This is a genomic window from Amycolatopsis jejuensis, assembly GCF_000717335.1.
Taxonomy (GTDB): Bacteria; Actinomycetota; Actinomycetes; order Mycobacteriales; family Pseudonocardiaceae; genus Amycolatopsis; species Amycolatopsis jejuensis.
This window is the reverse complement of the sequence record NZ_JNYZ01000008.1, coordinates 124,292-145,311: the sequence shown is the minus strand read 5'-3', so window position 1 is coordinate 145,311 and position 21,020 is coordinate 124,292. Positions and strand designations below refer to the sequence as shown.

The following is a 21,020-nucleotide window of genomic DNA, read 5'->3' as shown; positions in this document are numbered from 1 at the left end:
TTTCTTTGCCTGCCCGGCAATCCGGCCTTGACGGCGGGTTCCGGGCAGGCTAGCGTCACTCGCCAGCGTGAACACTCACACTGAACTCTCATCACTGTAACTGAACCATCCGCCGGTCTCCGGACCGGCGGGACGGACTGCATTTCGCCGAGCCGAGGGAGCCGTTGGTGAAACTGTGGGCGACCCTGCGCTTCGCCGGGAAACGGCTGGCCGCGTTGCTGGTGCTGCTGCTGGTCGTGTCGTTCCTGGTGTTCGCGCTGCTGTACCTCGCGCCGGGCGGCCCGCTCGCGGCGATGATCGGCGACCGGCAGCTGTCGCCGGACTCGATTGCCGAGCTGACCCGCAAGTACGGCCTCGACCAGCCGTTCCTGGTGCAGTACGCGGAATGGCTCGGACACGCCGTCCGGTTCGACTTCGGCGATTCGATCACCACCGGGACCCCGGTGCGGTCGGTCATCCTGGAGCACGCCGGCAGCACGATCTTCCTCAGCTTCTATGCGCTTTTCCTCGCACTGGTATTCGGTTTGCCCGCCGGGGTGCTCGCCGCGCTCAAGAAGAACGGGCTCGACCGGGGAGTCGTTGCGGTGTCGGTGTTCGGGATCAGTGCCCCGGCTTTCTTCACCGGCGTGGTTTTCCTGTACGTCTTCGCGGTGCGGCTGAAATGGTTTCCGAGCTACGGCGAGGGGGAAGGGTTCGCCGGTGCGGTCTGGCATCTCACGCTGCCCGCGATCACCCTCGCGATCAGCGTCACGGCGTTGATCGTCAAGTTCACCCGGACGGCGATGAGCCAAGCGCTGGAACAGGATTACGTCGCTTTCGCCCGTGCGCGCGGGGTTCCGGCGTGGCGGGTGATCGGGGTCCACGCGTTCCGCAATGCGCTGGTTCCGGTGATCACCGCGGCCGGGCTGGTGCTCACCGCGACGCTGGGCGGGGTGGTCCTGGTGGAGGTCACGTTCAACGTCGGCGGTCTCGGCGCGCTGCTCGTCCGGTCGGTGACCCAGCGCGACATGCCGCTGCTGGAAGGGCTGACGCTGGTCGCGGCCACGCTGGTGATCGTCGCGAACCTGGCGGCCGACCTGCTGTATTCACTGGTGGATCCCCGGATCCGGTTCGATCGGATGTCCTCGTGAGCACTGCTGCCCTCCCCGGAACCCGGATCCGCACCCGGCCCCCGGTCGTCGTCGCGGTCGCGTTCGCCGTGGTCCTGCTCGCCGTCCTGGCGGCGTTGTCCGGTACCTGGTTCGCGCCGCACGACCCGTACGCCCAGTCGTTGCAGGACAGCCTGCAGGGTCCGAGCGGAGCGCACTGGCTGGGTACCGACCAATCCGGGCGGGACACTTTTTCCCGGATTCTCGCGGGCGCGCGGACGGCCTTGCTCGGGCCTGCCGCCATTACCCTCGGCGCGCTGATTCTCGGTGGCGCATTCGGTTTGCTGGCCGGTTATCGCGGCGGTTTCGTCGATTCGGTGACCATGCGGGTCGTCGACCTGATGTACGCCTTTCCGGGGCTGCTGATCGCCATTATCGTCGTCGGCGTTTTCGGCGGCGGATACGGTGCGGCAGTGGGGGTGCTGGTGGTTTTGGGGGCACCGGTCAACGCCCGGCTGGTCCGGAGTGCGGCGCTGGAGCAACGGGGTCTGCCCTATGTCGAGGCGGCGCGAAGCCTCGGGGTGAGTCACGGGAAAATCATGCTTCGGCACATCTGGCCGAACATTCTGCCGCTTGTCGTCGCCAATTCTTTCCTGTCCTTCGCGCACAGCTTGGTGGCGCTGGCGGGATTGTCGTTCCTCGGGCTCGGCGTCCCCGCCGGTGCTCCCGACTGGGGCCTGATGCTGTCGGACGCCCTGCCGTCCTTCGCGCAGAACCCGCTCGCCGCCTTCGCGCCCGGAGTGGCCTTGGTGGCGCTCGCCGTGTCGATGAACCTGCTCGGCGACTGGCTCTACGAACGTTCGACCGGGAAAGGACGCGCGCGATGACCGGACGGCTGCTCGACGTCGAGGGCCTGCGGGTGACGGGCCGGATGTCCGGGCGGAGCACGACGATCGTCGACGACGTTTCGCTGGCCCTGCACCGCGGGGAAACGCTGGGCATCGTCGGCGAGTCCGGCAGCGGCAAGTCGATGACCGCACGGGCGATCATGGGCCTGCTGCCGGACGGGGTGCGGGCCGAGGGCCGCATCCGCTACCGCGGCGAGGACCTCGCGGCCATGCCGCGCCGTCAGGTGCAGGCCCTGCGCGGCCGGTTCGTCACGATGATCTTCCAGGACCCGTTCACGATGCTGAACCCGCTGGTGAAATGCGGGTCGCAGATCGTCGAGCGGATCCGCGACGACCGCGGCAGGCGGCTTTCCCGTGCGGCGCGCCGGGCCGAGGCGCGGCGGCGGCTCGCCGAGGTCGGGATCACCGATCCGGCGGTCGCGGACGCTTACCCGTTCGAGCTGTCCGGCGGGATGCGCCAGCGCGCCGGGATCGCCGCCGCGCTCGCGCTCGATCCGGAGGTGATCATCGCGGACGAGCCGACGACCGCCCTCGACGTCACGACTCAGCGCGACCTTCTCGCGAAACTCAAGGCACTGCAGGAATCCCGGGGTATGGGGATGATCCTGATCACCCACGACCTGCGCGTGGCGTTCTCGGTGTGCGACCGGGTTTCGATCTGCTACGCCGGGCGGATCCTCGAATCCGGCCCGGCGTCCACTGTGGACTCGGCGCCGCGGCACCCGTACTCGCTGGGCCTGCTGACCTCGGAACCCCCGGCGGACCGGCGGGTCACCCGGCTCGTGTCGATCCGCGGTTCGGTGCCGCGGCCGGACGAGGTGGCCGGGCAGTGCTCGTTCGCGCCGCGCTGCGAGTGGGTGACGGAGCCGTGCGTGACACAGCGTCCGCAGCTTTCGCCGTCCGGCGACGGGCATCTCACGGCTTGCCTGCGGCACGACGGAATCGCGGCCGAAATGCACGAAGCCCGAAGCCGGGCGTGGACCACGGCACCGCCGGGAGAACCGGCGGCCGGGGGCGAGGTGGTCCGCGTCGAAGCGGTGACGAAGGAGTTCGCCGGTCGTTCGCTGCGCGCCCTCGACGAGGTTTCCCTGCACGTCTCCGCGGGCGAATGCGTCGGGCTGGTCGGCGAGTCCGGGTCCGGGAAGACCACGCTCGGCCGGATCATCGTCGGCCTCGATCGGCCGACGTCCGGGCAGGTACTCGTCGACGGGGAACCGCCCGGCCGGGCGGCACGGCGTTCGGTGCAGATGGTGTTCCAGGACCCGTATTCCACGCTCAACCCGCGCCGTACGATCGGGGCGACGCTGGCCGAGGCGCTCGCCGTGCGCGGAGCCGGTCGGAGTGAGGTCAGCCGGCTGCTCGCTGCGGTCGGGTTGCCGGTGGAGTACCGGAACCGGAAGCCGGTCGCGCTGTCCGGCGGGGAGCGGCAGCGGGTCGCGCTGGCCCGGGCACTGGCGGCGGATCCGCGCATCATCGTGTGCGACGAAGTCTCGTCGGCGCTGGACGTTTCGGTGCAGGCACAGATCATCAACCTCATCCGGTCGCTGCATCGGGAAACCGGCAAGGGGATCGTGTTCATCACGCACGATCTCGCGGTGGTCCGGCAGGTCGCCGCCCGGGTGTACGTGCTGTGGAAAGGGCGGATCGTGGAGGAGGGCCCGGTCGGCGACGTACTCGACCGGCCGCGGCATCCGTACACGCAGCAGCTGGTGAGCTCGGCTCCCGGCGCCTCGCTCGCCGCGGAGTGACCTTGCAATTCGATGGTTTCGAAGGAGCAACCATGGAAAAATCCGTCTCCCGCCGGTCTTTGCTGAAGACGTTCGGCGCGGGAGCCGCGGTGTTGTCGCTGTCCGGGCTGCTGGAGGCCTGCGGCGCGGCTTCGGGCGGGAAGGCAGCGGTGGACCAGGTCAGCTGGGCGCTCACCGGGTCGGCCCCGCAGGCGCTCGACGTCGCGGTGTCGTACACGCTCAGCTGCCTGGAAGTGCTTGCGCTGTGCCAGGAAACCCTGGTTACGGTGGACAGCGAGACGAAGCTGCAGCCGCAGCTCGCGGCGTCCTGGGAACAGCCGGACGACCACCATTTCGTCTATCATCTGCGCACCGACGTGAAATTCGCCGACGGATCCCCGATGACGGCCGACGACGTGGTGTTTTCCCTGCAACGGCACCGGGATCCGAAGGTGGCGTCGCAGATCGCGACGTTCTTCGAGAACGTGGCGAAGATCGAGGCCACCGGCGCGGACCAGGTCACGGTGACGCTCTCGCAGCCGGACGAGCTGTTCCGATACGTGCCGACGTTCGTCTTCATCATGCCGCGGAAGTACGCGGAGCAGCTCGGCGCGAAGTACGGCGCTCCCGGCAACTCGGTTTCCGTGCTGGGAACGGGCCCCTATCGGGTGACGAAGTTCGTCGGGAACAGCGCTACGGTGGAGGTGAACGACCATTATTGGAAGAAAAGCGCTGCGCCCACGGTGAAGCGGGCGAAATTCGATTGGATCACCAACCCGCAGACCATTTATCTGGCCATGCAGGCCGGGTCCATCGACGGGGTGTTCAATTTCCGCCCGGGGCAGTACCGGGCGTTCGACACCCTGCCCACGGCGGCCACCACCTACGGTCCGGCGGTCACCACGTTCTACTGGTGCTTCAACGTCGAGGCTCCGCCGTGGAACGACGTGCACGTGCGCCGGGCGATCGCGCACGCCACCGACCGGGCGGGGTACGTCAAGGCCTACCTGGCCGGGCACGGCGAGGCGGCGCGGGCGATCCCCACCCCGGCGTCGTGGTCGAGCATCGCCTCGCCGGACGAGGTGCAGCGGATCTACGCGGGGTTGCGGGACTACCCGTACGACCTGGCGAAGGCGAAGGCCGAGCTCGCACAGTCGGCGCACCCGCAGGGGTTCACCGCGGACATCAGTTTCCCCGATATCGCACCGGATCTGGGGCAGTCGCTGGTGAGCCTGGCGAGCGCACTGAAGACGATCGGGATCGAGCTGCGGGTACGGGAGCAGGACACCACGGCGTGGGCTGCGGCGCAGCTGGCGCACAAGGATCTCGGGATGAACGTGAAGGGCCCGAACCCGAGTTTCATGGACCCGTCCGACGTGATCACGCAGATCCTCGCGAGCGGCAATGCGGTCAAGAACGGCCTGAACCTGGCGAACTACCGGAACCCGGAGGTCGACGACCTGCTGCGCAGGCAGAATTCCACCGCGGACAATGCCGGGCGGCGGGAAATGCTGGCGAGAATCCTGTCGATCGTCGCCGAGGACGTGCCGTATTTCCCGGTGTATTCGCTCGGTACGCCGATGGCGTTGAGCAAGAAATTGGCGTACGCGGGATTCAACCCGCTTTTCAACCTGCAGAACTGGCTGGGCTCGATGACCGCGGCCTGACGGCTTGCGGACACTTTTCTCGAAGGAGATCGAATGGCAGTGCGTCTCACCGTTCTGGGCACCTCCGTGCCGCTGCGCAGCCTCGACGCCGGGCGGGCGGGCAGTGGCACCCTGGTGTCGTCGCCGTCGGCGAACCTGCTGGTCGACTGCGGGCCGGGCGTGGCGAAACGGTTCCACGAATCGGGAAACCTGCTGAGCGCGCTCGATGCGGTGCTGCTGACCCACCACCATTGGGACCATGTCAGTGATCTGTGGACCCTGGTGATGGGCCGGTGGGAGGAAAGCCTGTACCGCGCCGGGGAGGGGATTCCGCTGCCCGCGCCACTGACGATTTTCGGCCCGTCCGGCACCGAGGAGCTGCTGGACCGCCTCTTCGGCCCGGACGGCCTGGCCCGCCACGACATCGAGTCGCGCCTGGAATTCGGGTACCGCAGCATCCTGCCGGACGGCCCGGGCCCGTTCCCGCGGCCGATCACCCGCGACCTGGCCCCCGGCGAGACCGTGGAGATCGCCGACTGCCACCTCACGGTGGCGGGTGCCCACCACTGCGAGCCGATCCTGGGATCTTTGTCGTACCGAATCGAGTCGGACGGCCGAAGCGTCGCCTTCTCCGGCGACACCGCCCCGTCGGACGAGGTGGCTTCGGTAGCCACGGGGGTGGACGCACTGATCCACGAGGGCGCCGTGATCGCCGACCCGTCCCGCCCGGCAACGCACGTCCACTCGGACGCACTGACCGTAGGCCGCACCGCCGCCGCCGCGGGTGCCCACCGGCTGATCCTGAACCACCACCTGCTGGACGACGGCGACGAACCCACGAGGGCCCGGATCGCGGTCCAGGTAAAGGAAAACTTCGGGGGAGAGCTGGTGTTCGCGGAGGATTTGATGGTGCTCGAGGTGTAGCGGGGGCTTTGCCGGGCTGCGGCGCTTCCGGCCGCGCTCGGTCCGGCGGGATGCGCCGGTTCGGTTTCCTGGGACCGGAGACGGTCCCGCCCTTGCCGATGCCGGACGTCTCGCCGTGCCCGATCCGATCCGAGCCGACTTGTGCCGCGCCGACCCGAGCCTGCCCCACCGTGCGGAATCTGCCCGGGTAACGCCGTGCGAACGCCACTTACGAACGGTCCGAGCCCGGAGCAGCGCAGCTTTGCGCCGAGCGGGATCCGGCGATGAACGGCATTCCCGCCCGGGCCGACCCTCCTGCCCGGGCCCCCGGCCGTCCCGGGCGTTCCCAGTCCTGGTTGGCGGCGCCGGTCGCACCCCGGCCCCGGTCCGCCCCGAAGCGCAGTACCTCCCAACCTCCTAACCACCCGACTTCCAACCTCCGTTCTCCCGTCTTCCCGTCTTCCCGTCTTCCCGTCTTCCCGTCTTCCCGACTTCCCGACTTCCCAACCGTCCAACCGCCCCCCGGCCGCTCCTCGACCTCTCGACCTCCCCCCGGCCGCTCCTCGACCTCCCAACCTCGCGCCCCCCGGACCTCCCCGACCCCCCGGCCGCTCCCCGACGTTCCGACAGCAGGCCACTCCAACCCCCTCTCCAAGATTCCGGGCCACTCCCAAACCCCCTCTGACCTCCCCATCCCCGCCCGTCACCGCCTCCCCTTCCACCCCCGGCGGAACCTGCCACCCATCCCGAACTGGTTCGTCACGAACATGTTCGTTATGCTGACCCCATAAGTGCCACCCGGCAGCAAGGCGGACAGGGGAGTGGGTGATCGGCATGTCGGCTGTGTCCGGATCGGCCAGCGAATCAGCCAGCGGATCGGCAGGCGACGCGGGAGCGCCCGAAGAAACCGGCCCGGGACAACCCGTCCCCCGCAACGTCCGCTGGGTTCTCTTCGGCGTCCTGCTCGCTCTCCTGCTCGCCCTGCTCGACGCGCTCATCGTCGGTACCGCCATGCCCTCCGTAGTGCGTGAGCTCGGTGGTCTCGACTCCATGTCCTGGGTCGTCACCGGGTACACGCTCGCCACCGCCTGCTCCACTCCGCTCTGGGGCAAGCTCGGCGATCTCTTCGACCGCAAGCGCGTTTTCCTTCTCTCGATCGTCCTGTTCCTGATCGCGTCCGTGGCGTGCGGGATGGCGACGTCGATGGGGGCGCTCATCGCGTTCCGGGTCGTTCAGGGGCTCGGCGCGGGCGGGCTCGGGGCCGGGGCCTTCGCGCTCATCGGGGTGCTCGTCCCGCCGCGGGAACGGGGGCGTTACCAGGGCATGGTCGCCGCGGTGACGGCGGCCGGGCAGCTCGGCGGGCCGCTCGTCGGCGGGCTGGTCACCGGTCATCTCGGGTGGCGGTGGGCGTTCTACCTCAACGTGCCGGTCGGGCTCGTCTGCATCGCGTGGTGTGCGGTGCTGCTGAAGATCCCGCCGGTGAAGCGCGCCGGCCGGGCCTCGATCGACTGGACCGGCATCGTCCTGCTCACCGGCGCCATCTCGGCTTTCGTGATGGCCGCGACCTGGGCGGGCAGCACCTACGCGTGGGGCTCGTGGCAGATCGTCGGGCTCGGAGTGCTCGCGGTCGCGCTCCTCGCCGGGTTCATCGTGGTCCAGCGCCGTGCCGCCGAACCTCTCATGCCACTGCGGATCTACACCGGCCACCGCAACTTCCCGCTGTCCGCGGTACTCCTCGTCGTGGCCGGGGTCGCGAGTTTCGGCGCCACCCTGTACCTGCCGCTGTACCAGCAGGTGGTGCAGGGCGCGTCGGCGGTCAACTCGGGGTTGCTGCTGCTCCCGATGCTCGTCGCGTCGCTGGTCACCTCGAATATCGCGGGCAAGGTCATGTCCGCGACCGGCCGTTACAAGGTGTTCCCCGTCGTCGGCGCCGCCTGTCTCGCCGGTGGGATGCTCCTGCTGTCCACAATGGACACGACGACCTCGCGCCCGGTCACCGCGATCTGGATGGCCGTGGTCGGCGCCGGGACCGGATTCTGCCTGCAGATGGCGAACACGATCGCCCAGAACGCCGTGCAGCTGCGTGACATCGGGGCGGCCTCGGCCGCCACGAACCTCTTCCGCAACCTCGGCGGGTCGCTCGGGATCGCGATTTTCGCGTCCCTGTTCACCGCCAGCGTGTCCGGCGGCGAGGACGTGCCCTCGGTGGCCCACGCGACCCACCTGATCTTCCTCACCGGCGGCTGTCTGGCGCTCGCCGCGCTGCTTGCCGCCATTTTCGTGGAGGAAGTCCCGTTGCGCGGGGCCACCCCCGCCGAAACCCCTGTGGAGAAATGATGAAAAGGCACATCGTCAACGCCCGTGTCTTCGACGGCGAGAAGTTCCTCGACGCCCGCACGGTCACCCTCGAACATCAGCGCATCGCCGCCGTGGGCGAAACCCCGGCGGCCGGCGAGGAGGTCTTCGACGCGAACGGCGCGACCCTCGTGCCCGGCCTGATCGACGCGCACGTGCACACCTCGATCGACGGCCTGCGCGACGCGCTCAAGTTCGGCGTCACCACCGAACTGGAAATGCAGGGCTACTGGACCAGGCAGCAGCGCAAGGAAATCGACGATGACGATTCGCTCGCCGACGTCCGATCCTCGCTGCTGGCCCTGATGTCCGACGGCGGCCACCCGAGCGAGCTCATGCACGACCTCGGCGAGCACGGCCCCGGCGAGGGCGGCTGGACGATGCCGCACGTGACCACCCCGGACGACGCCGTCGCGCACGTCAACACCTTCGTCGAGCAGGGCGCCGACTACCTCAAGGTGATGATCGAAGAAGGCACTGTCATGGGGCACCCCGGCCTCCCGCTGATCGACCCCGCCGCGGTGAAAGCCGGCGTCGACGAAGCCCACCGGCTCGGCAAGAAGGTCATCGCCCACGCGATCACCCTCGAAGCGACGCGGCAGGCCATCGATGCCGGAGTCGACGGCCTCGCGCACCTTTTCGTGGACCAGCGTGCGGACGAGCGGATCGTGTCGGCGCTGGTCGAGGCCGGCGTGTTCGTCGCGCCGTGCCTGGTGGTCAGCGCCTCGCTGATGGGGTACCACGCTGCCGCGCTGGCCGACGATCCGCGCGTCGCGAGCAGGCTCTCGGAGCCGTGGCTCGACACCCTCCGCGGGTCGTTCAACGCCTACCCGCAGGGCGTTTTCCAGCACGTCCTCGACAGCGTGGCCGCGCTGCACGCCGCCGGGGTCGACCTGCTGGCGGGTACCGACGCGTCGATTCCGGTGCCGTCCCACGGCGGGGTTGCGCACGGGGCGAGCGTGCACCACGAACTCGCGTTGCTCACGGAAGCCGGGCTGAGCCCGTCGGCCGCTTTCACCGCCGCGACCGCCACGCCCGCGCGGTGTTTCGGCCTCACCGACCGCGGGCGCATCGCCCCCGGCCTGCGCGCTGACCTCCTGCTCATGGACGGCGACCCCTTCACGACGATTTCCGACAGCCTTTCGGTCACGGCGATCTGGCGGCGCGGAACTCGTCATGCCGCCTGATTTTCCTACTACAGAACGGTTTTCGCCGAGATGGCCACTTTCACCCCACACCCCGAGCTCAGCGTTCAGCTGACCGACACCGGAACCGGCCCGCCGCTGCTCGTCCTGCACGGGATGGCCGGTCCGGCCAGCGTCGCGCCGGTGGCCGAGCATTACGCCGCGCGGTACCGCGTCGTGATCCCGGTCCACCCCGGCTGGGAGGGCACCGCCCGGCCCGAGTGGTTCACCGGCGTGAACGCGCTGGCCGACCTGTACCGAGACCTCCTCGACGACCTCGACCTGGCCGGCGTCACCGTCGTGGGCGCCTCGTTCGGCGGCTGGGTCGCGGCCGAGCTGGCAGTCCGCGACCGGGGACAGCGGATTTCCCGGCTGGTGCTGGCCGACGCGGTCGGGCCACGGATTCCCGGCCACCGCTTGCGGCCTCCGGCCGGGCCGCCCGGTGGCGGGCCGCCCGGTGGCGGTCCGCCGCCCGCATCGGCCGCCGCACTCCGCGCCTACACCGGCGGGGAAATGTCCGACCCACTGCTCCTGCGCAGCCTCGGCCGGGTGCGGATTCCGGTCCATTTCCTCTGGGGCGAGCACGATTCCGTGGTCACCCCGGAGTTCGGCCGCGCTTACGCGGCCGCGATCCCGGACGCCTCGTTCCACCTCATCCCCGGCGGCGGCCACCTGCCGCTGCGCGACCACCCCGCCGAGTCCTTCGCCATCCTCGACCGGCTGCTCGCCGGCAACTCCCCGGAGACCCCGTGAATCCCCGCATCGCCCTCGTGATCGGCACTACCCGCACCGGCCGCAAAGGCGCGGACATCGCCGCCTGGGCCCACCGGATCGCGAATTCCCGCGACGACGCCGAATTCACCGTCGTCGACCTCGCCGAATACGACCTTCCGCTTTACGACGACCCGATGCCGCCGATGCGCCGTGCCGTAATGCCGCCCGCGGTACAACGCTGGGCCGACGCAATTTCCCCGCACGACGGCTACCTCTTCGTCACCGCGGAATACAACCACGGCATCCCGGCCGCGCTGAAGAACGGGATCGACCAGCTTTTCGACGAATGGTCCGGAAAGGCCGCGGGTTTCGTGAGCTACGGCGTCGACGGCGGTATCCGCGCGGTCGAACAGCTCCGTCAAGTGCTGGCTGCGCTGCGCGTCGCGACGGTGTCGGCCACAACGCCGATCCGGCTGTTCACCGATCTCGACGAGCACGGGAAACCGGGTGCGCAGCAGGAAGCGCAATTACAGGAAACCCTGGCTCAGCTCGTGTCCTGGAGCCGCGCGCTGGCAGACGGAAAATAGCAAAGGTGGTAGAAAATGAATGACTTCCGGATCAGTGAAAAGATCGTTCTCGGCTCGGTGGAAATGACCGTCGGCGACCTCGTTCGAAGTGAGGAATACTACACCGGATCCCTCGGTTTCGACCTGATCGGCCGGGACGGGAACCAAGCGAGGTTCGGCATTTCCGGCCGGACGCTCGTCGTGCTGCACGAGGTACCCGGGGCGCGGCCGGCGCCCGAGTCGAGCGCCGGGTTGAGCCATGTGGCGCCGCAGGTGCCGGAGCGGTCGGATCTGGCGCGGTTCGTCCGGCATTACCTCGGGCTGCCCGGTGAGGGCAAGCTGATCGACCACGAGGTGTCGGAATCCTGCTATGTCGTGGATCCGGACGGGCACACGGTCGAGATCACCGCGCCGCGGCCGCGTGCGGAGTGGCCGTGGGCGGACGGGCTGCCCGCGCTCATTGCCGACCCGCTGGAACTGGCCGATCTCACCGACAGCCCCGAGGCAGGGCAGCCGTTCGACGGGCTCGCGGCGGGCACCGAGCTCGGGCACGTCCAGCTCAAGGTGACCGACGCGGAGCTGGCGGAAACCGAACCGTTCTACTGCGAACTGCTCGGCTTCGAGGTCGGCGCGCGGATGGGCAGGACGTTCCTCGGCGTCGGCCCGGGTGATTTCCGCAGCATGATCGTGCTCACCAACCGGTTCGCGACCGAGGACAGCGCACCCGCGCCGGACGACAGCGCGCGCCTGCTCGGCGTCAACCTCGTGCTGCCCTCGGCGGAGGACGTCGAGGCACTCGCCCAGCGCCTGCAGGTTGCCGACTGGCCGTCCGAGCCGGCGGGGGACGTGCTGACCGTCCACGACCCGTCCGGCAACGCGCTGCGGTTCACGGCTTCGCACTGATCGGGTCCGCTGAGGTAACTTGCAGCGGAGGCACCTGGGCACGGTGCCGGAGACGAGCCGACGGAGTGAGGTCATGAGCCCCAGGAAAGCCCCGGTCAGCCGGCGGGAACGACCGGCGAAACCGGCGCTGTCGCGCGAGGGGATCGTGACCGCGGCGGTCGGGATCACCCGGACCGCGGGCCTGGACAAGCTCACCATGCGCCGCCTGGCGCAGGAACTCGACACCGGCGCGGCGTCGTTGTACGTCTACGTCAGCGACATCGAAGAACTCCACGCCGCAGTCCTGGACGATTTCCTCGGCGAGGTCGACCTCGCCGCCGCCGAAGGCCCCGCCGACTGGCGCGAACGGCTCCGCGCGCTGATGGACTCGTACCGCGCCGTGCTGTTCGAGCAACCGAGCCTGGCGCGGGTCGCCCTGGTCACGCGACTGAGCGGGCCGCATTACCTGCGCGTCGTCGACGCCGCCCTCGGCCTCCTGGTCGAGGGCGGCCTGTCGGACTACGGCGCCGCGCTGGCGATGGACCAGCTGTTCCTGATGGCCACCGCGTCGGCTGTGGAAAACGGCACCCGCGCGACAATGCCGAACGCCCACCGCCAGCACGAAACCCTGATCGAGGAAATCGACGCCATCTCCGCGGGGGAGTACCCGACGATCGCGCGCCTGGGCCGCACATTGGTGGCGGGTTCCGCGGCGGGGCGTGCGCAGTGGGCTTTTGACGCGTTGCTGAATGGCGCGTTGGCTACGCGGGATCCCGAGGACCTCTGAGGCCTGGGGCGCGGTTGTTCCGATTCCGGTTCCGATCCGGTTCCGGGCGGGGGCGTGGGGCTGCTTTGGATCTGCCGCCGGAGTCGTTGCCGGGGGCTGGGACCGGGGCCGGTGAGTTGCTGAACCGCCGCGGAACGCGGAGCTGTTGCGGACTGCGGAACTGCCGCTGGAAGCGAGGCTGTCGCCGAGAGCGGCGCGGAAAGCAGCCCGAGGTTCTGTATCCGTCGCAGAGCCGTTGCGGGAAGGTGGATGGAGCAGCGGTCGCGCGCGGAACCGCTGCGGAAAGCCGAGCTGCCACCGAACATTCCGCAGCCGGGCAAACCTTGCCGAATATTCCGTAGCCGAGTAGTGCGCGGTCGACTATTCCACCGCTGGGTGTTCTTCGCCGGGCATTCCGTAACCGAGTAGTCCACAGTTGAGTATTTCGGTGCTGGGTGTTCTTTGGTGGGTGTTCTGTAACTGAGTGGTCTGTGGTTGAGTATTCCACCGCTGGGTGTTCCTCGCCGGGCATTCCGTAACTGAGTGGTCCACAGTTGAGTATTTCGGTGCTGGGTGTTCTTTGGTGGGTGTTCCGTGACCGAGTAGTCCGTGGTCGACTATTCCACCGCTGGGCGTTCTTCGCCGGGCATCCCGTAACCGAGTAGTCCACAGTTGAGCATTCCGCCGCTGAGCAATCCTCGGCGGGCGTTCCGTGGCTGAGCAAACCCCGTCGAATATTCCGCAGCCGAACAAGCCCGCAGCTGAGCATTCCAGACCAAGCATGCCACACCAAAGCATTCCACGCCCGAATAGCCCACACCCGAATAGCCCACACAAGACCCAAACGCCAACTCACCGGCGCCCATGCAGTTCCCGGATTCGTTTTGTGATCAACTCCACCGCCAGCTTGCTCCCCGGGGACAACCGTGCCCCCTTCCAATGCACCACTGCCACCGTCTCGAAGAAGCGCGGCTTCAGCGCCACCGACCCGAGGTCCGGTGCCAGATGCGGGAGCAGCACCGCGGGTACCACCGAATCCGCATAGCCGCGCCGGACCAGGGCCACTGCGGTCTCGATGTCCTCCACCTCCACCCGGATGTCCAGGGCCGCGCCGAGGCGTTGGACGCGTTCGGCCAGTCGCAGGCGGTAGCCGTCTTCTGCGCGCCAGTGGGTGAGTGGCAGTACCAACCGGGCAGCGGCCAGCCGCCGGGCTGTGATTGGTGTGGTCAGGCGGGCGGGGTCGCTGCTGATGTACACGTGCTCGATGCGCGCGATCGGGTTCACGGTGAACTCGTCGTCCTCGGCTACCGGCAGGGTCACCAGTGCGGCCTCCAGCTGCCCGTGCCGGACGGCGTCCAGTACCTCCACCGAGCTGCGCCCGACGAGTTCCACGCGCAGCCCTGGGTGCTGGTCGAGGATTTCCGCGATCACGTCGGCGTCGATGATCGACGGCGCGAGCATCCCGAATCGCACGGTGCCCGCCTCCAGTGACGTGACCGTGCCGACCGCGCGCGTGGCTTCCGCCGCCGCGGCGAGGGTGCGTTCCGCGTGCGGGCGGAGCACTTCCGCCGCCGGGGTGGGCACGACTCCCCGGCCGCGGCGCTCGAACAGCGGGGTGTGCAGGGACCGTTCGAGTACGTGGATGTGCTCGGCCAGCGTGGGCGGCGCGTAGCCGAGTTTTGCCGCCGCAGCGGTGAAAGACCCGCATTCGAAGGCGGCGAGGAAGCAGCGGAACTGATGAAGTGACACCACGGGATTTCCTGGGGATCTGTGAGGAAAGAGAGCCTAGCTCGTTTGCTCGGCTCCCGGCAACCTTCGGGATACCCGCCGAGGTGCGGGCCGACAAGGAGGACGGCATGGCGACTCGGATCGGGGTTGACGTCGGGGGCACGTTCACCGACCTCGTCTTCTACGACGACGAAACCGGCACGACCCACGTCGCGAAAGGGCCCAGCGACCCGGCCCGGCCCGACGCCGGTGTGCTCGCGGTGGTCAGTGAGGCAGTGGCGCCGGAGACGCTCGGCCGGGCGGAGTATTTTCTGCACGGCACCACGGTCGGGCTCAACTCGCTGCTCGAACGCACCGGCGCGCGCGTCGGCCTGCTGGCGACCGCCGGGTTCCGCGACGTCCTCGAACTGCGCCGCAGCACCCGTGACGAGCCCTACGACATCTTCTACCAGCCCCAGCCGGTGCTCGTCCCGCGGCGGTTGCGCGCCGAGGTCGCCGGCCGGATCGGCGCGGACGGCGCGGAGCTGGCACCGCTTGCCGCCGCCGACGTCCGGGCCGCGCTGAAGGAATTCCAATCCGAGGGCGTCGAGTCCATCGCGGTGTGTTTCCTCCACGCGCACGTTGAACCACGGCACGAGCTCGAAGCCGAGCGGATCCTCCGCGAAGCGGGTTTCGCGGGCGCAATCACGTTGTCGCACCGGGTTTCGCGCGAGATGAACGAGTTCGAGCGGACGTCCACCAGCGTCGTCGACGCCTACGTCCGGCCCGCCGTGTCGACCTATCTCCACCGCCTCGACGAGGGCCTGCGCGCGGCCGGGTTCGCCGGGCAGAGCCTGATCACCCGGTCCGGTGGCGGGTCGCTGCCGTTCGCCGAGGCGCAGGAGCGGCCGTTCGAGACGGTGATGTCGGGGCCGGTCGCGGGCGCGGTCGGCGCCGGGAAACTGGCCCGTGCGCTGGGCCTGGACCGGGCAATCACCGCGGACGTCGGGGGTACCAGCTTCGACACCGCCCTGCTGCAGGACGGCCGTCCGCTCGTCGCGTACCAGGGCGTCGTCGGGGACCTGCCGTTGCAGACCCCGTGGGTCGACGTGCGGTCGATCGGCTCCGGCGGCGGTTCGCTCGCGGTCGCCGAAGGCGACCGGCTGCGGGTCGGGCCGGAGAGCGCGGGCGCGGTCCCCGGGCCGGTCTGCTACGGACGCGGCGGCGATCGCCCGACGACCACCGACGCGGCTGCGGTCCTCGGGATGCTCGCCTTCGGCGAACTGGCCGGTGGGCTGCAGCTCGACCTCCCCGCCGCGGAACGGGCGCTCGACCGGCTCGCCGGGGAACTCGGCACCACCAACCGCGACGACGTCGCCGCCGGCATCATCCGCATTGCCGCCGCGGCGATGGCTGGCGCCGTCCGCACGGTGACGATCGAACAGGGCGAGGACCCGCGTGACGCGGCGCTGATCGCGTACGGCGGGGCGGGTCCGATGCTGGCGTCGGTGATCGCCGGGGAACTCGACATCGCGACCATCGTGGTTCCCGAGCACGCCGGGAACTTCTCCGCCTTTGGCCTGCTGAGCCAGGAGGTCACCCGGTCCCGGTCGGCGACCTTGGTCCGGCCTGCCGACGCCGCCGGGATCGCCGCCGCGCACGCGCTGGCAGTCGACCTGATCGGGGAAATCGAGGCACCGGCACCAGCAGCCACGACATCCGAGTTCATCCTCGAAATGCGGTACTCGGGCCAGTTCCACAGCCTGGCCGTCCCCTGGGACGACGACGCCGTGGTGAAGGTTTTCGAGAAGCACTACGAGAAAGCCTTCGGCCACACCTTCGACGGGCCGGTGGAAATCGTCGCGGTACGGGCCACCGTCCGGGAGGGTTTGCCCGCACTGGGAACCGCCGCGCGGAGAAACGACCCGGCCGCAAAGCTGCGCCACTGCGAGGCGTATTCGTTCGCGCTCGGGCACCGCACGGAGTTCGCCGTCCGGGACCGCGCGACGCTCACCGCGGAACCCGTCCCCGGCCCCGTGATCGTCCTCGAACCGACCACCACGACGTACGTCGACGCCGGACGGCACGTCCGGATCGGCCCGCACGCGGCCATGCTGATCACCACGGAAGGGGGCACCCGATGAGCGCCGCCGACCCGGTCACCACCGAGATCATCCACTACGGCCTGGAAGCGGCCGCCGACCAGATGCGCCAGACCCTGGTCCGCACCGCTTTCTCGGCCGCGATCTACGACGTGCTCGACTTCGGCGCGGCCCTCTACGACCGCGACATCCGCTTGCTGGCACAGGCCAAGTCCATGCCCGGTTTCCTCGGCACCCTGGGTTTCGCGGCCGCCGCGATGGTCGAGCGCGCCGGCGGGGCGGAAACCCTTCGCGAGGGCGACGTCCTCTTCTCCACCTACGGCTACGACATCGGCTCGCACGCACCCGATGCGGTCGTGCTGGTGCCGGGATTCTTCGAGGGTGAGCTCATCGGGTACGCGGTGATCAAGGCGCACCAGGCCGACATCGGCGCCAAAGAGCCGTACTGCACCGATTCCACCGACATCTTCCAGGAAGGCGTGATCTTCCCCGGCGTCCGGCTGTACTCGGCGGGCGAGCGCAACGAGGACATCTACCGCACCGTCCTGGCCAATTCACGCCTGCCGCAGGCGTTCGCGGGTGACCTGGCCGCGCAGATCGGCAGCGCGAACGTCGGGCTGCGCGAGGTCGGGAGGCTGCTGCGCCGGTACGGCCGGGACCGGTTCACCGCAGCGGTGGACAGCCTCTTCGGCCGCGGGGAACAGCAGGTCCGCGACTTCCTCGCCACGATTCCGGACGGGACCTACCGGGCGAGCGGCGCGATGGACGACAACGGCGTCGAAACGGATCCGGTGCCGATCTCGGTGACCGTGGAAGTGCGCGGCAGCGACATCTGCATCGACCTCACCGACTGCGCCGACCAGCAACGCGGCCCGGTGAACTCGCCGCGGGCCTCGACCGAAGGCGGGATGCGGCTCGCCGTGCTCACCCTCGCCGGGGTGCGCGGCGCGGTGAACGACGGCTGTTTCCGCCCCATCACGGTACGGACGCGGCCAGGTTCGGTCCTCGACCCGCTGCCGCCCGCGCCGATTTTCCTTTACCACTGGTCGTGGCCGGTCGCGATGGACCTGGTCCACCGCGCACTGGCCGACGCCGTGCCGGACGCGGTACCCGCTGCCAGCGGCGGCGACATGTGCGGCGTCTCCATGTGGGGGTTCGACGCGCGGGGTGCACTGTGGACGAACGCCGCGCCGCACGGTATCGGCATGGGCGCGAGCGCGCGCGGGGACATGACGACCCCGTTGATCTTCATGCCCAGCTCGGGTTTCCGGCCGCCGTCGGTGGAGAGCCAGGAACTCGGCGGCCACCTGCTGGTGGAGCGGCTGGGCCTCGCGCCGGACTCGGGCGGCGCGGGCCGGTATCGCGGCGGCCTCGGCGTCGACGGCGTCTACCGGACGAAGGACCCGCAGTTCCTCGTGATCATGGCCGAGCGCACCAGAACCCGGCCCTGGGGCCTGCACGGCGGGGCCCCGGCACGGGCGAATTCGGTACGGCTGCGACTGCCCGACGGAACCGAGCAGAGCGTCGGGAAGGCCAGCGGCCTGCCGGTGCCGCCGGGAACGGTGATCGAGGCCGCAAGCGGGGGCGGCGGCGGGTTCGGGCCTGCCGCCGAACGTGATCGGGCCGCGGTCCACCGGGATCTGCGCGAGGGGTACGTGACGCCCGAGGCGGCGCGCCGCGATTACCCGCAGGTGTTCGACGAGCGAGAGGAGCGCTGACCATGTGGCTGGTGAACGCCACGGTCCTGGACGGTACGGGCCATGACCCGGCCGGGACCGCGATCCGGATCGAGGACGGGGTGATCACGGGTCTCGGGGGCAGTCCGCCGTCGGGTGCGGAGGTGCTGGATTGCGCTGGCCTGACGATCACCCCCGGCCTGATCGACGCGCACGCGCATGTCACCGCGGCGACGGACTACAGCACGTACCTCAGCGGTGGCCAGTCGATCGCCGAGGCGGCGGCGGACATTTTCGCTGTCTGCGGCCGGGCTGTCGACGCCGGGTTCACCACCGTGCGCGACACCGGCGGGGCGGATGCCGGGCTCACCCGCGCGGTCGCGTCCGGGAAGGTCCGCGGCCCGCGGATCCTGCCGAGCGGTCCGGCGATCTGCCAGACCGGCGGCCACGGGCATTTCGGCTCGGCCTGGGTACCCGCGGAGGACTACGCGTCGACCGAAGTGCCGGGGCTGCGGTCGGGATCGCTGCTGTCCGACGGCCCGGATGCGGTGCGGCGCAACGTCCGCGAGGCGTTCCGGCGCGGTGCGACGCAGATCAAGCTGTGCGTCGGCGGCGGGGTGATCTCCGAGCACGACCAGATCAGCGACACCCAGCTCACCGTCGAGGAGATCGCGGTGGCGGTGCAGGAGGCAGCGGCGCGCGGCACGTACGTCACGGTGCACGCGCACAACACCGCGGGCATCCGCAACGCCGTCGCGGCCGGGGTCCGCTGCGTCGAGCACGGGTCGCTGCTCGACGAGGAGACTGCGGCGCTGATGGCGGAACGCGACGTCGCACTCGTACCCACCTTGACGATCCTGCACCTGCTCGCCGCCAGCAGTCTCGCGGAGGCCGGATTGCCCGCAGCGACGGTGGAACGGGCGCAGACCGTCGTGGACGGCGCGAAGGAAGCCGTGCGGATCGCGCGGGCGGCGGGGGTCCGCGTCGGGTCGGGTTCGGACATCGTCGGGGCCGCGCAGGATCGGCGCGGCCTGGAGCTCGTCCTGCGGTCCGCAGTGGAGGATCCGATGACCGCGCTGGTATCGGCGACCCGTGACAATGCCGGAATCCTCGGCATCGCCGGGGAAACCGGCACGATCGAACCGGGAAAGCACGCAGACCTCACCGCGTTCGCCGGAAATCCGCTGGACGACCCGGAGCTGTTCAACCGCCCGGACGACGTCGTACTGGTGCTGCAACGGGGTACCGTCGCGAAGGATGTGCGCCGATGACGCTACGGCTGACCTGGCTCGGGGTGGCGAACTGGCTCTTCGAAGCCGGGGACACGCAGATCCTGTACAACGCCTACTTCTCCCGGATCCCGCAGGAGGAGTTCTACGGCGGCCCGATCGAGTTCGACCACGCTCGGGCGCCGCGCGTGCCGGACAAGGAAACCGTCGCCGACGTCGTCGCGGCCGTATCCGGCGAGCGCGGGATCGGCTACGTGTTCACCGGGCACAGCCATTTCGACCACACTTTCGACGTCGCCGCCGTGGCGGAGCTGACCGGCGCGCGGGTGGTCGGGTCGCGGTCGACGAAGTACCAGGCACTGGCACAGGGCATCCCGGCCGGGCAGTGCACCGAGGTCTCCGGTGGCGAACACCTCGTGCTGGCCGACGGTCTCGAGGTGTGGGTCGTGCGGTGGGATCACGGGCTGGCGGACGTCGCCCCGGAGATCAGCGAACCGCGGGAGCTCGCCGCGGTACCGGTGCCGGACCCGGAAACCGGCGGCCTGTACGCCGGTGCCCTCGACGCTTTCCCCAACGGCGGCGGGTCCCGTGGCTACCTGTTTTCCTGGCACACCGGCGAAACGCGGCTCACCTGGTTCGTCATCGACGCGAGCGCGGTCGGCGATCCGCAGCGGCCGGTCGTCGTCGACGGGGTCGATCACGGCCGTCCGTTCGACAACCTGCGGGACGCGATGGCCGACGCCGGGATCGAGCGTGTCGACCTGTGGATCGGGCCGGGGATGGGCTTGCCGGACGCCGAGGAGTCGGTGGCCGGGGCGATGCCGTTGCTGCGGCCGCGGGTCTTCATTCCGCACCACTTCGACTCGATTTTCGCACCGTTCCACGACGGAATCGGCCCGGACAGCGAGTTCTCCAGCCCGGCGATCGAGGACACCGCGGCGCGCGCGGGCGCGAGCCTGCACGTACCGCAGCGGTACCTGGACGGCTGGCAGCTCACCGGCGGGGGGCTGGCCCCCGTCGACACCACCGGGCTGCGCCGCCGGCTGGGCCTGCCCTGACGGTCGGGGAGCACCCCGACGAAGAGAGAGGAACCTGATGAGCGAAGAGTTCGCAGCCATGATGCGGCGGTTCGAGAGCCGGACGATGGATTTGGGCGGCAGCGTCGGCAAGCTGGCCGAGGAATCGGGACTGGCGGACGACTTCACCCTGTTCGGCGGGTTCGGCGGCGCACTGCAGCAGCCATCGGAGATCCACGACCGGGCGGCGCTGGCGCTGGCGCGGTTCAGCGAAGGCACGCTGAGGTACGAGAACCTCAGGTCCGGGCACAGCGGCGACCTCGGCTACGCGGTCGGGGTGGAACACGGACGGGTGACCGGGACGGGCGCGGCCGCGCCGACCGAGTTCCACGTCCGCGTGACCCATCTCTTCCGGCGCACGGACGGGACGTGGAAGATGATCCACCGGCACGCCGACACCAACGCCGAACGCATGCCCGCGGAGCGGATCGCCGAGCTGTTCTCCGGGACCGCGAGCTGACCCCGCCCCTCCTCGTGAGCAGCAGTCCTGC

17 protein-coding genes are annotated in these 21,020 nt (G+C 69.7%); 16 read left to right on the top strand and 1 reads right to left on the bottom strand.

Annotated elements, in window-relative coordinates:
• The first annotated feature begins 167 nt into the window (after nt 1-167).
• From OO71_RS12140 to OO71_RS12090, 11 genes are all read left to right on the top strand, one after another.
• On the top strand, nt 168-1,130 hold the full coding sequence (locus OO71_RS12140) for an ABC transporter permease (RefSeq protein ID WP_211260500.1): 963 nt from the start codon (nt 168-170) through the stop codon (nt 1,128-1,130).
• The gene (locus OO71_RS12135; RefSeq protein WP_033289805.1) at nt 1,127-1,975 is read left to right on the top strand and encodes an ABC transporter permease; all 849 of its coding nucleotides are present in this window, start codon (nt 1,127-1,129) and stop codon (nt 1,973-1,975) included. Before OO71_RS12140 ends, OO71_RS12135 begins: the two co-directional genes overlap by 4 nt.
• On the top strand, nt 1,972-3,744 hold the full coding sequence (locus tag OO71_RS12130; protein ID WP_033289804.1) for a dipeptide ABC transporter ATP-binding protein: 1,773 nt from the start codon (nt 1,972-1,974) through the stop codon (nt 3,742-3,744). Before OO71_RS12135 ends, OO71_RS12130 begins: the two co-directional genes overlap by 4 nt.
• 32 nt (nt 3,745-3,776) lie before the next feature.
• Nucleotides 3,777-5,390 (top strand): ABC transporter substrate-binding protein, encoded by a 1,614-nt coding sequence (locus OO71_RS12125; RefSeq protein ID WP_033289803.1) that lies wholly within the window; start codon nt 3,777-3,779, stop codon nt 5,388-5,390.
• 33 nt (nt 5,391-5,423) lie between these two features.
• A complete protein-coding gene (locus OO71_RS12120; protein WP_033289802.1) occupies nt 5,424-6,293 on the top strand; it encodes an MBL fold metallo-hydrolase in 870 nt (289 codons plus the stop codon).
• An 813-nt stretch (nt 6,294-7,106) separates the two neighbouring features.
• Nucleotides 7,107-8,609: an MDR family MFS transporter gene (locus OO71_RS12115; RefSeq protein WP_033289898.1), complete on the top strand. Its 1,503-nt coding sequence runs from the start codon at nt 7,107-7,109 to the stop codon at nt 8,607-8,609.
• Nucleotides 8,609-9,814, top strand: a complete 1,206-nt coding sequence (locus OO71_RS12110; RefSeq protein WP_156096266.1) for an amidohydrolase family protein — start codon at nt 8,609-8,611, stop codon at nt 9,812-9,814. The genes OO71_RS12115 and OO71_RS12110 overlap by 1 nt, the downstream gene beginning before the upstream one ends.
• A gap of 30 nt (nt 9,815-9,844) precedes the next feature.
• Entirely contained in the window at nt 9,845-10,564 is a 720-nt protein-coding gene (locus tag OO71_RS12105) for an alpha/beta fold hydrolase (RefSeq protein ID WP_051791473.1), read from the top strand.
• Nucleotides 10,561-11,112 carry an NADPH-dependent FMN reductase gene (locus tag OO71_RS12100; protein WP_033289800.1) on the top strand — a complete coding sequence of 184 codons (552 nt, stop codon included), beginning with the start codon at nt 10,561-10,563 and terminating at the stop codon, nt 11,110-11,112. The genes OO71_RS12105 and OO71_RS12100 overlap by 4 nt, the downstream gene beginning before the upstream one ends.
• Before the next feature lie 15 nt (nt 11,113-11,127).
• Nucleotides 11,128-11,994, top strand: coding sequence for a VOC family protein (locus tag OO71_RS12095; protein WP_033289799.1), 867 nt, complete (start codon nt 11,128-11,130; stop codon nt 11,992-11,994).
• Between the two features lie 73 nt (nt 11,995-12,067).
• Nucleotides 12,068-12,760: a TetR/AcrR family transcriptional regulator gene (locus tag OO71_RS12090; RefSeq protein WP_033289798.1), complete on the top strand. Its 693-nt coding sequence runs from the start codon at nt 12,068-12,070 to the stop codon at nt 12,758-12,760.
• A gap of 831 nt (nt 12,761-13,591) precedes the next feature.
• On the opposite strand, the gene OO71_RS12085 is transcribed toward OO71_RS12090, so the two are convergent.
• Nucleotides 13,592-14,491 (bottom strand): LysR family transcriptional regulator, encoded by a 900-nt coding sequence (locus tag OO71_RS12085; protein WP_033289797.1) that lies wholly within the window; start codon nt 14,489-14,491, stop codon nt 13,592-13,594.
• A gap of 104 nt (nt 14,492-14,595) precedes the next feature.
• Between OO71_RS12085 and OO71_RS12080 the strand changes: the two genes are divergently transcribed.
• Genes OO71_RS12080 through OO71_RS12060 form a run of 5 tightly spaced genes read left to right on the top strand, consistent with a single transcriptional unit; the run spans nt 14,596 to nt 20,989 of the window.
• A complete protein-coding gene (locus tag OO71_RS12080) occupies nt 14,596-16,590 on the top strand; it encodes a hydantoinase/oxoprolinase family protein (RefSeq protein WP_033289896.1) in 1,995 nt (664 codons plus the stop codon).
• Nucleotides 16,587-18,266, top strand: coding sequence for a hydantoinase B/oxoprolinase family protein (locus tag OO71_RS12075; protein WP_033289796.1), 1,680 nt, complete (start codon nt 16,587-16,589; stop codon nt 18,264-18,266). The genes OO71_RS12080 and OO71_RS12075 overlap by 4 nt, the downstream gene beginning before the upstream one ends.
• Nucleotides 18,267-18,268: 2 nt before the next feature.
• Complete coding sequence (locus OO71_RS12070) at nt 18,269-19,495, top strand: metal-dependent hydrolase family protein (RefSeq protein WP_033289795.1); 1,227 nt, start codon at nt 18,269-18,271, stop codon at nt 19,493-19,495.
• Nucleotides 19,492-20,511, top strand: a complete 1,020-nt coding sequence (locus OO71_RS47295; RefSeq protein WP_051791472.1) for an MBL fold metallo-hydrolase — start codon at nt 19,492-19,494, stop codon at nt 20,509-20,511. Before OO71_RS12070 ends, OO71_RS47295 begins: the two co-directional genes overlap by 4 nt.
• Nucleotides 20,512-20,548: 37 nt before the next feature.
• Nucleotides 20,549-20,989, top strand: coding sequence for a YybH family protein (locus tag OO71_RS12060; protein WP_051791471.1), 441 nt, complete (start codon nt 20,549-20,551; stop codon nt 20,987-20,989).
• The last annotated feature ends 31 nt before the right edge of the window (nt 20,990-21,020 follow it).

Coding starts and splice junctions, on each gene's coding strand:
- OO71_RS12130 (WP_033289804.1), top strand. CDS start 1,972: ATGACCGGACGGCTGCTCGACGTCGAGGGCCTGCGGGTGACGGGCCGG.
- OO71_RS12125 (WP_033289803.1), top strand. CDS start 3,777: ATGGAAAAATCCGTCTCCCGCCGGTCTTTGCTGAAGACGTTCGGCGCG.
- OO71_RS12120 (WP_033289802.1), top strand. CDS start 5,424: ATGGCAGTGCGTCTCACCGTTCTGGGCACCTCCGTGCCGCTGCGCAGC.
- OO71_RS12115 (WP_033289898.1), top strand. CDS start 7,107: ATGTCGGCTGTGTCCGGATCGGCCAGCGAATCAGCCAGCGGATCGGCA.
- OO71_RS12110 (WP_156096266.1), top strand. CDS start 8,609: ATGAAAAGGCACATCGTCAACGCCCGTGTCTTCGACGGCGAGAAGTTC.
- OO71_RS12105 (WP_051791473.1), top strand. CDS start 9,845: ATGGCCACTTTCACCCCACACCCCGAGCTCAGCGTTCAGCTGACCGAC.
- OO71_RS12095 (WP_033289799.1), top strand. CDS start 11,128: ATGAATGACTTCCGGATCAGTGAAAAGATCGTTCTCGGCTCGGTGGAA.
- OO71_RS12090 (WP_033289798.1), top strand. CDS start 12,068: ATGAGCCCCAGGAAAGCCCCGGTCAGCCGGCGGGAACGACCGGCGAAA.
- OO71_RS12080 (WP_033289896.1), top strand. CDS start 14,596: ATGGCGACTCGGATCGGGGTTGACGTCGGGGGCACGTTCACCGACCTC.
- OO71_RS12075 (WP_033289796.1), top strand. CDS start 16,587: ATGAGCGCCGCCGACCCGGTCACCACCGAGATCATCCACTACGGCCTG.
- OO71_RS12070 (WP_033289795.1), top strand. CDS start 18,269: ATGTGGCTGGTGAACGCCACGGTCCTGGACGGTACGGGCCATGACCCG.
- OO71_RS47295 (WP_051791472.1), top strand. CDS start 19,492: ATGACGCTACGGCTGACCTGGCTCGGGGTGGCGAACTGGCTCTTCGAA.
- OO71_RS12060 (WP_051791471.1), top strand. CDS start 20,549: ATGAGCGAAGAGTTCGCAGCCATGATGCGGCGGTTCGAGAGCCGGACG.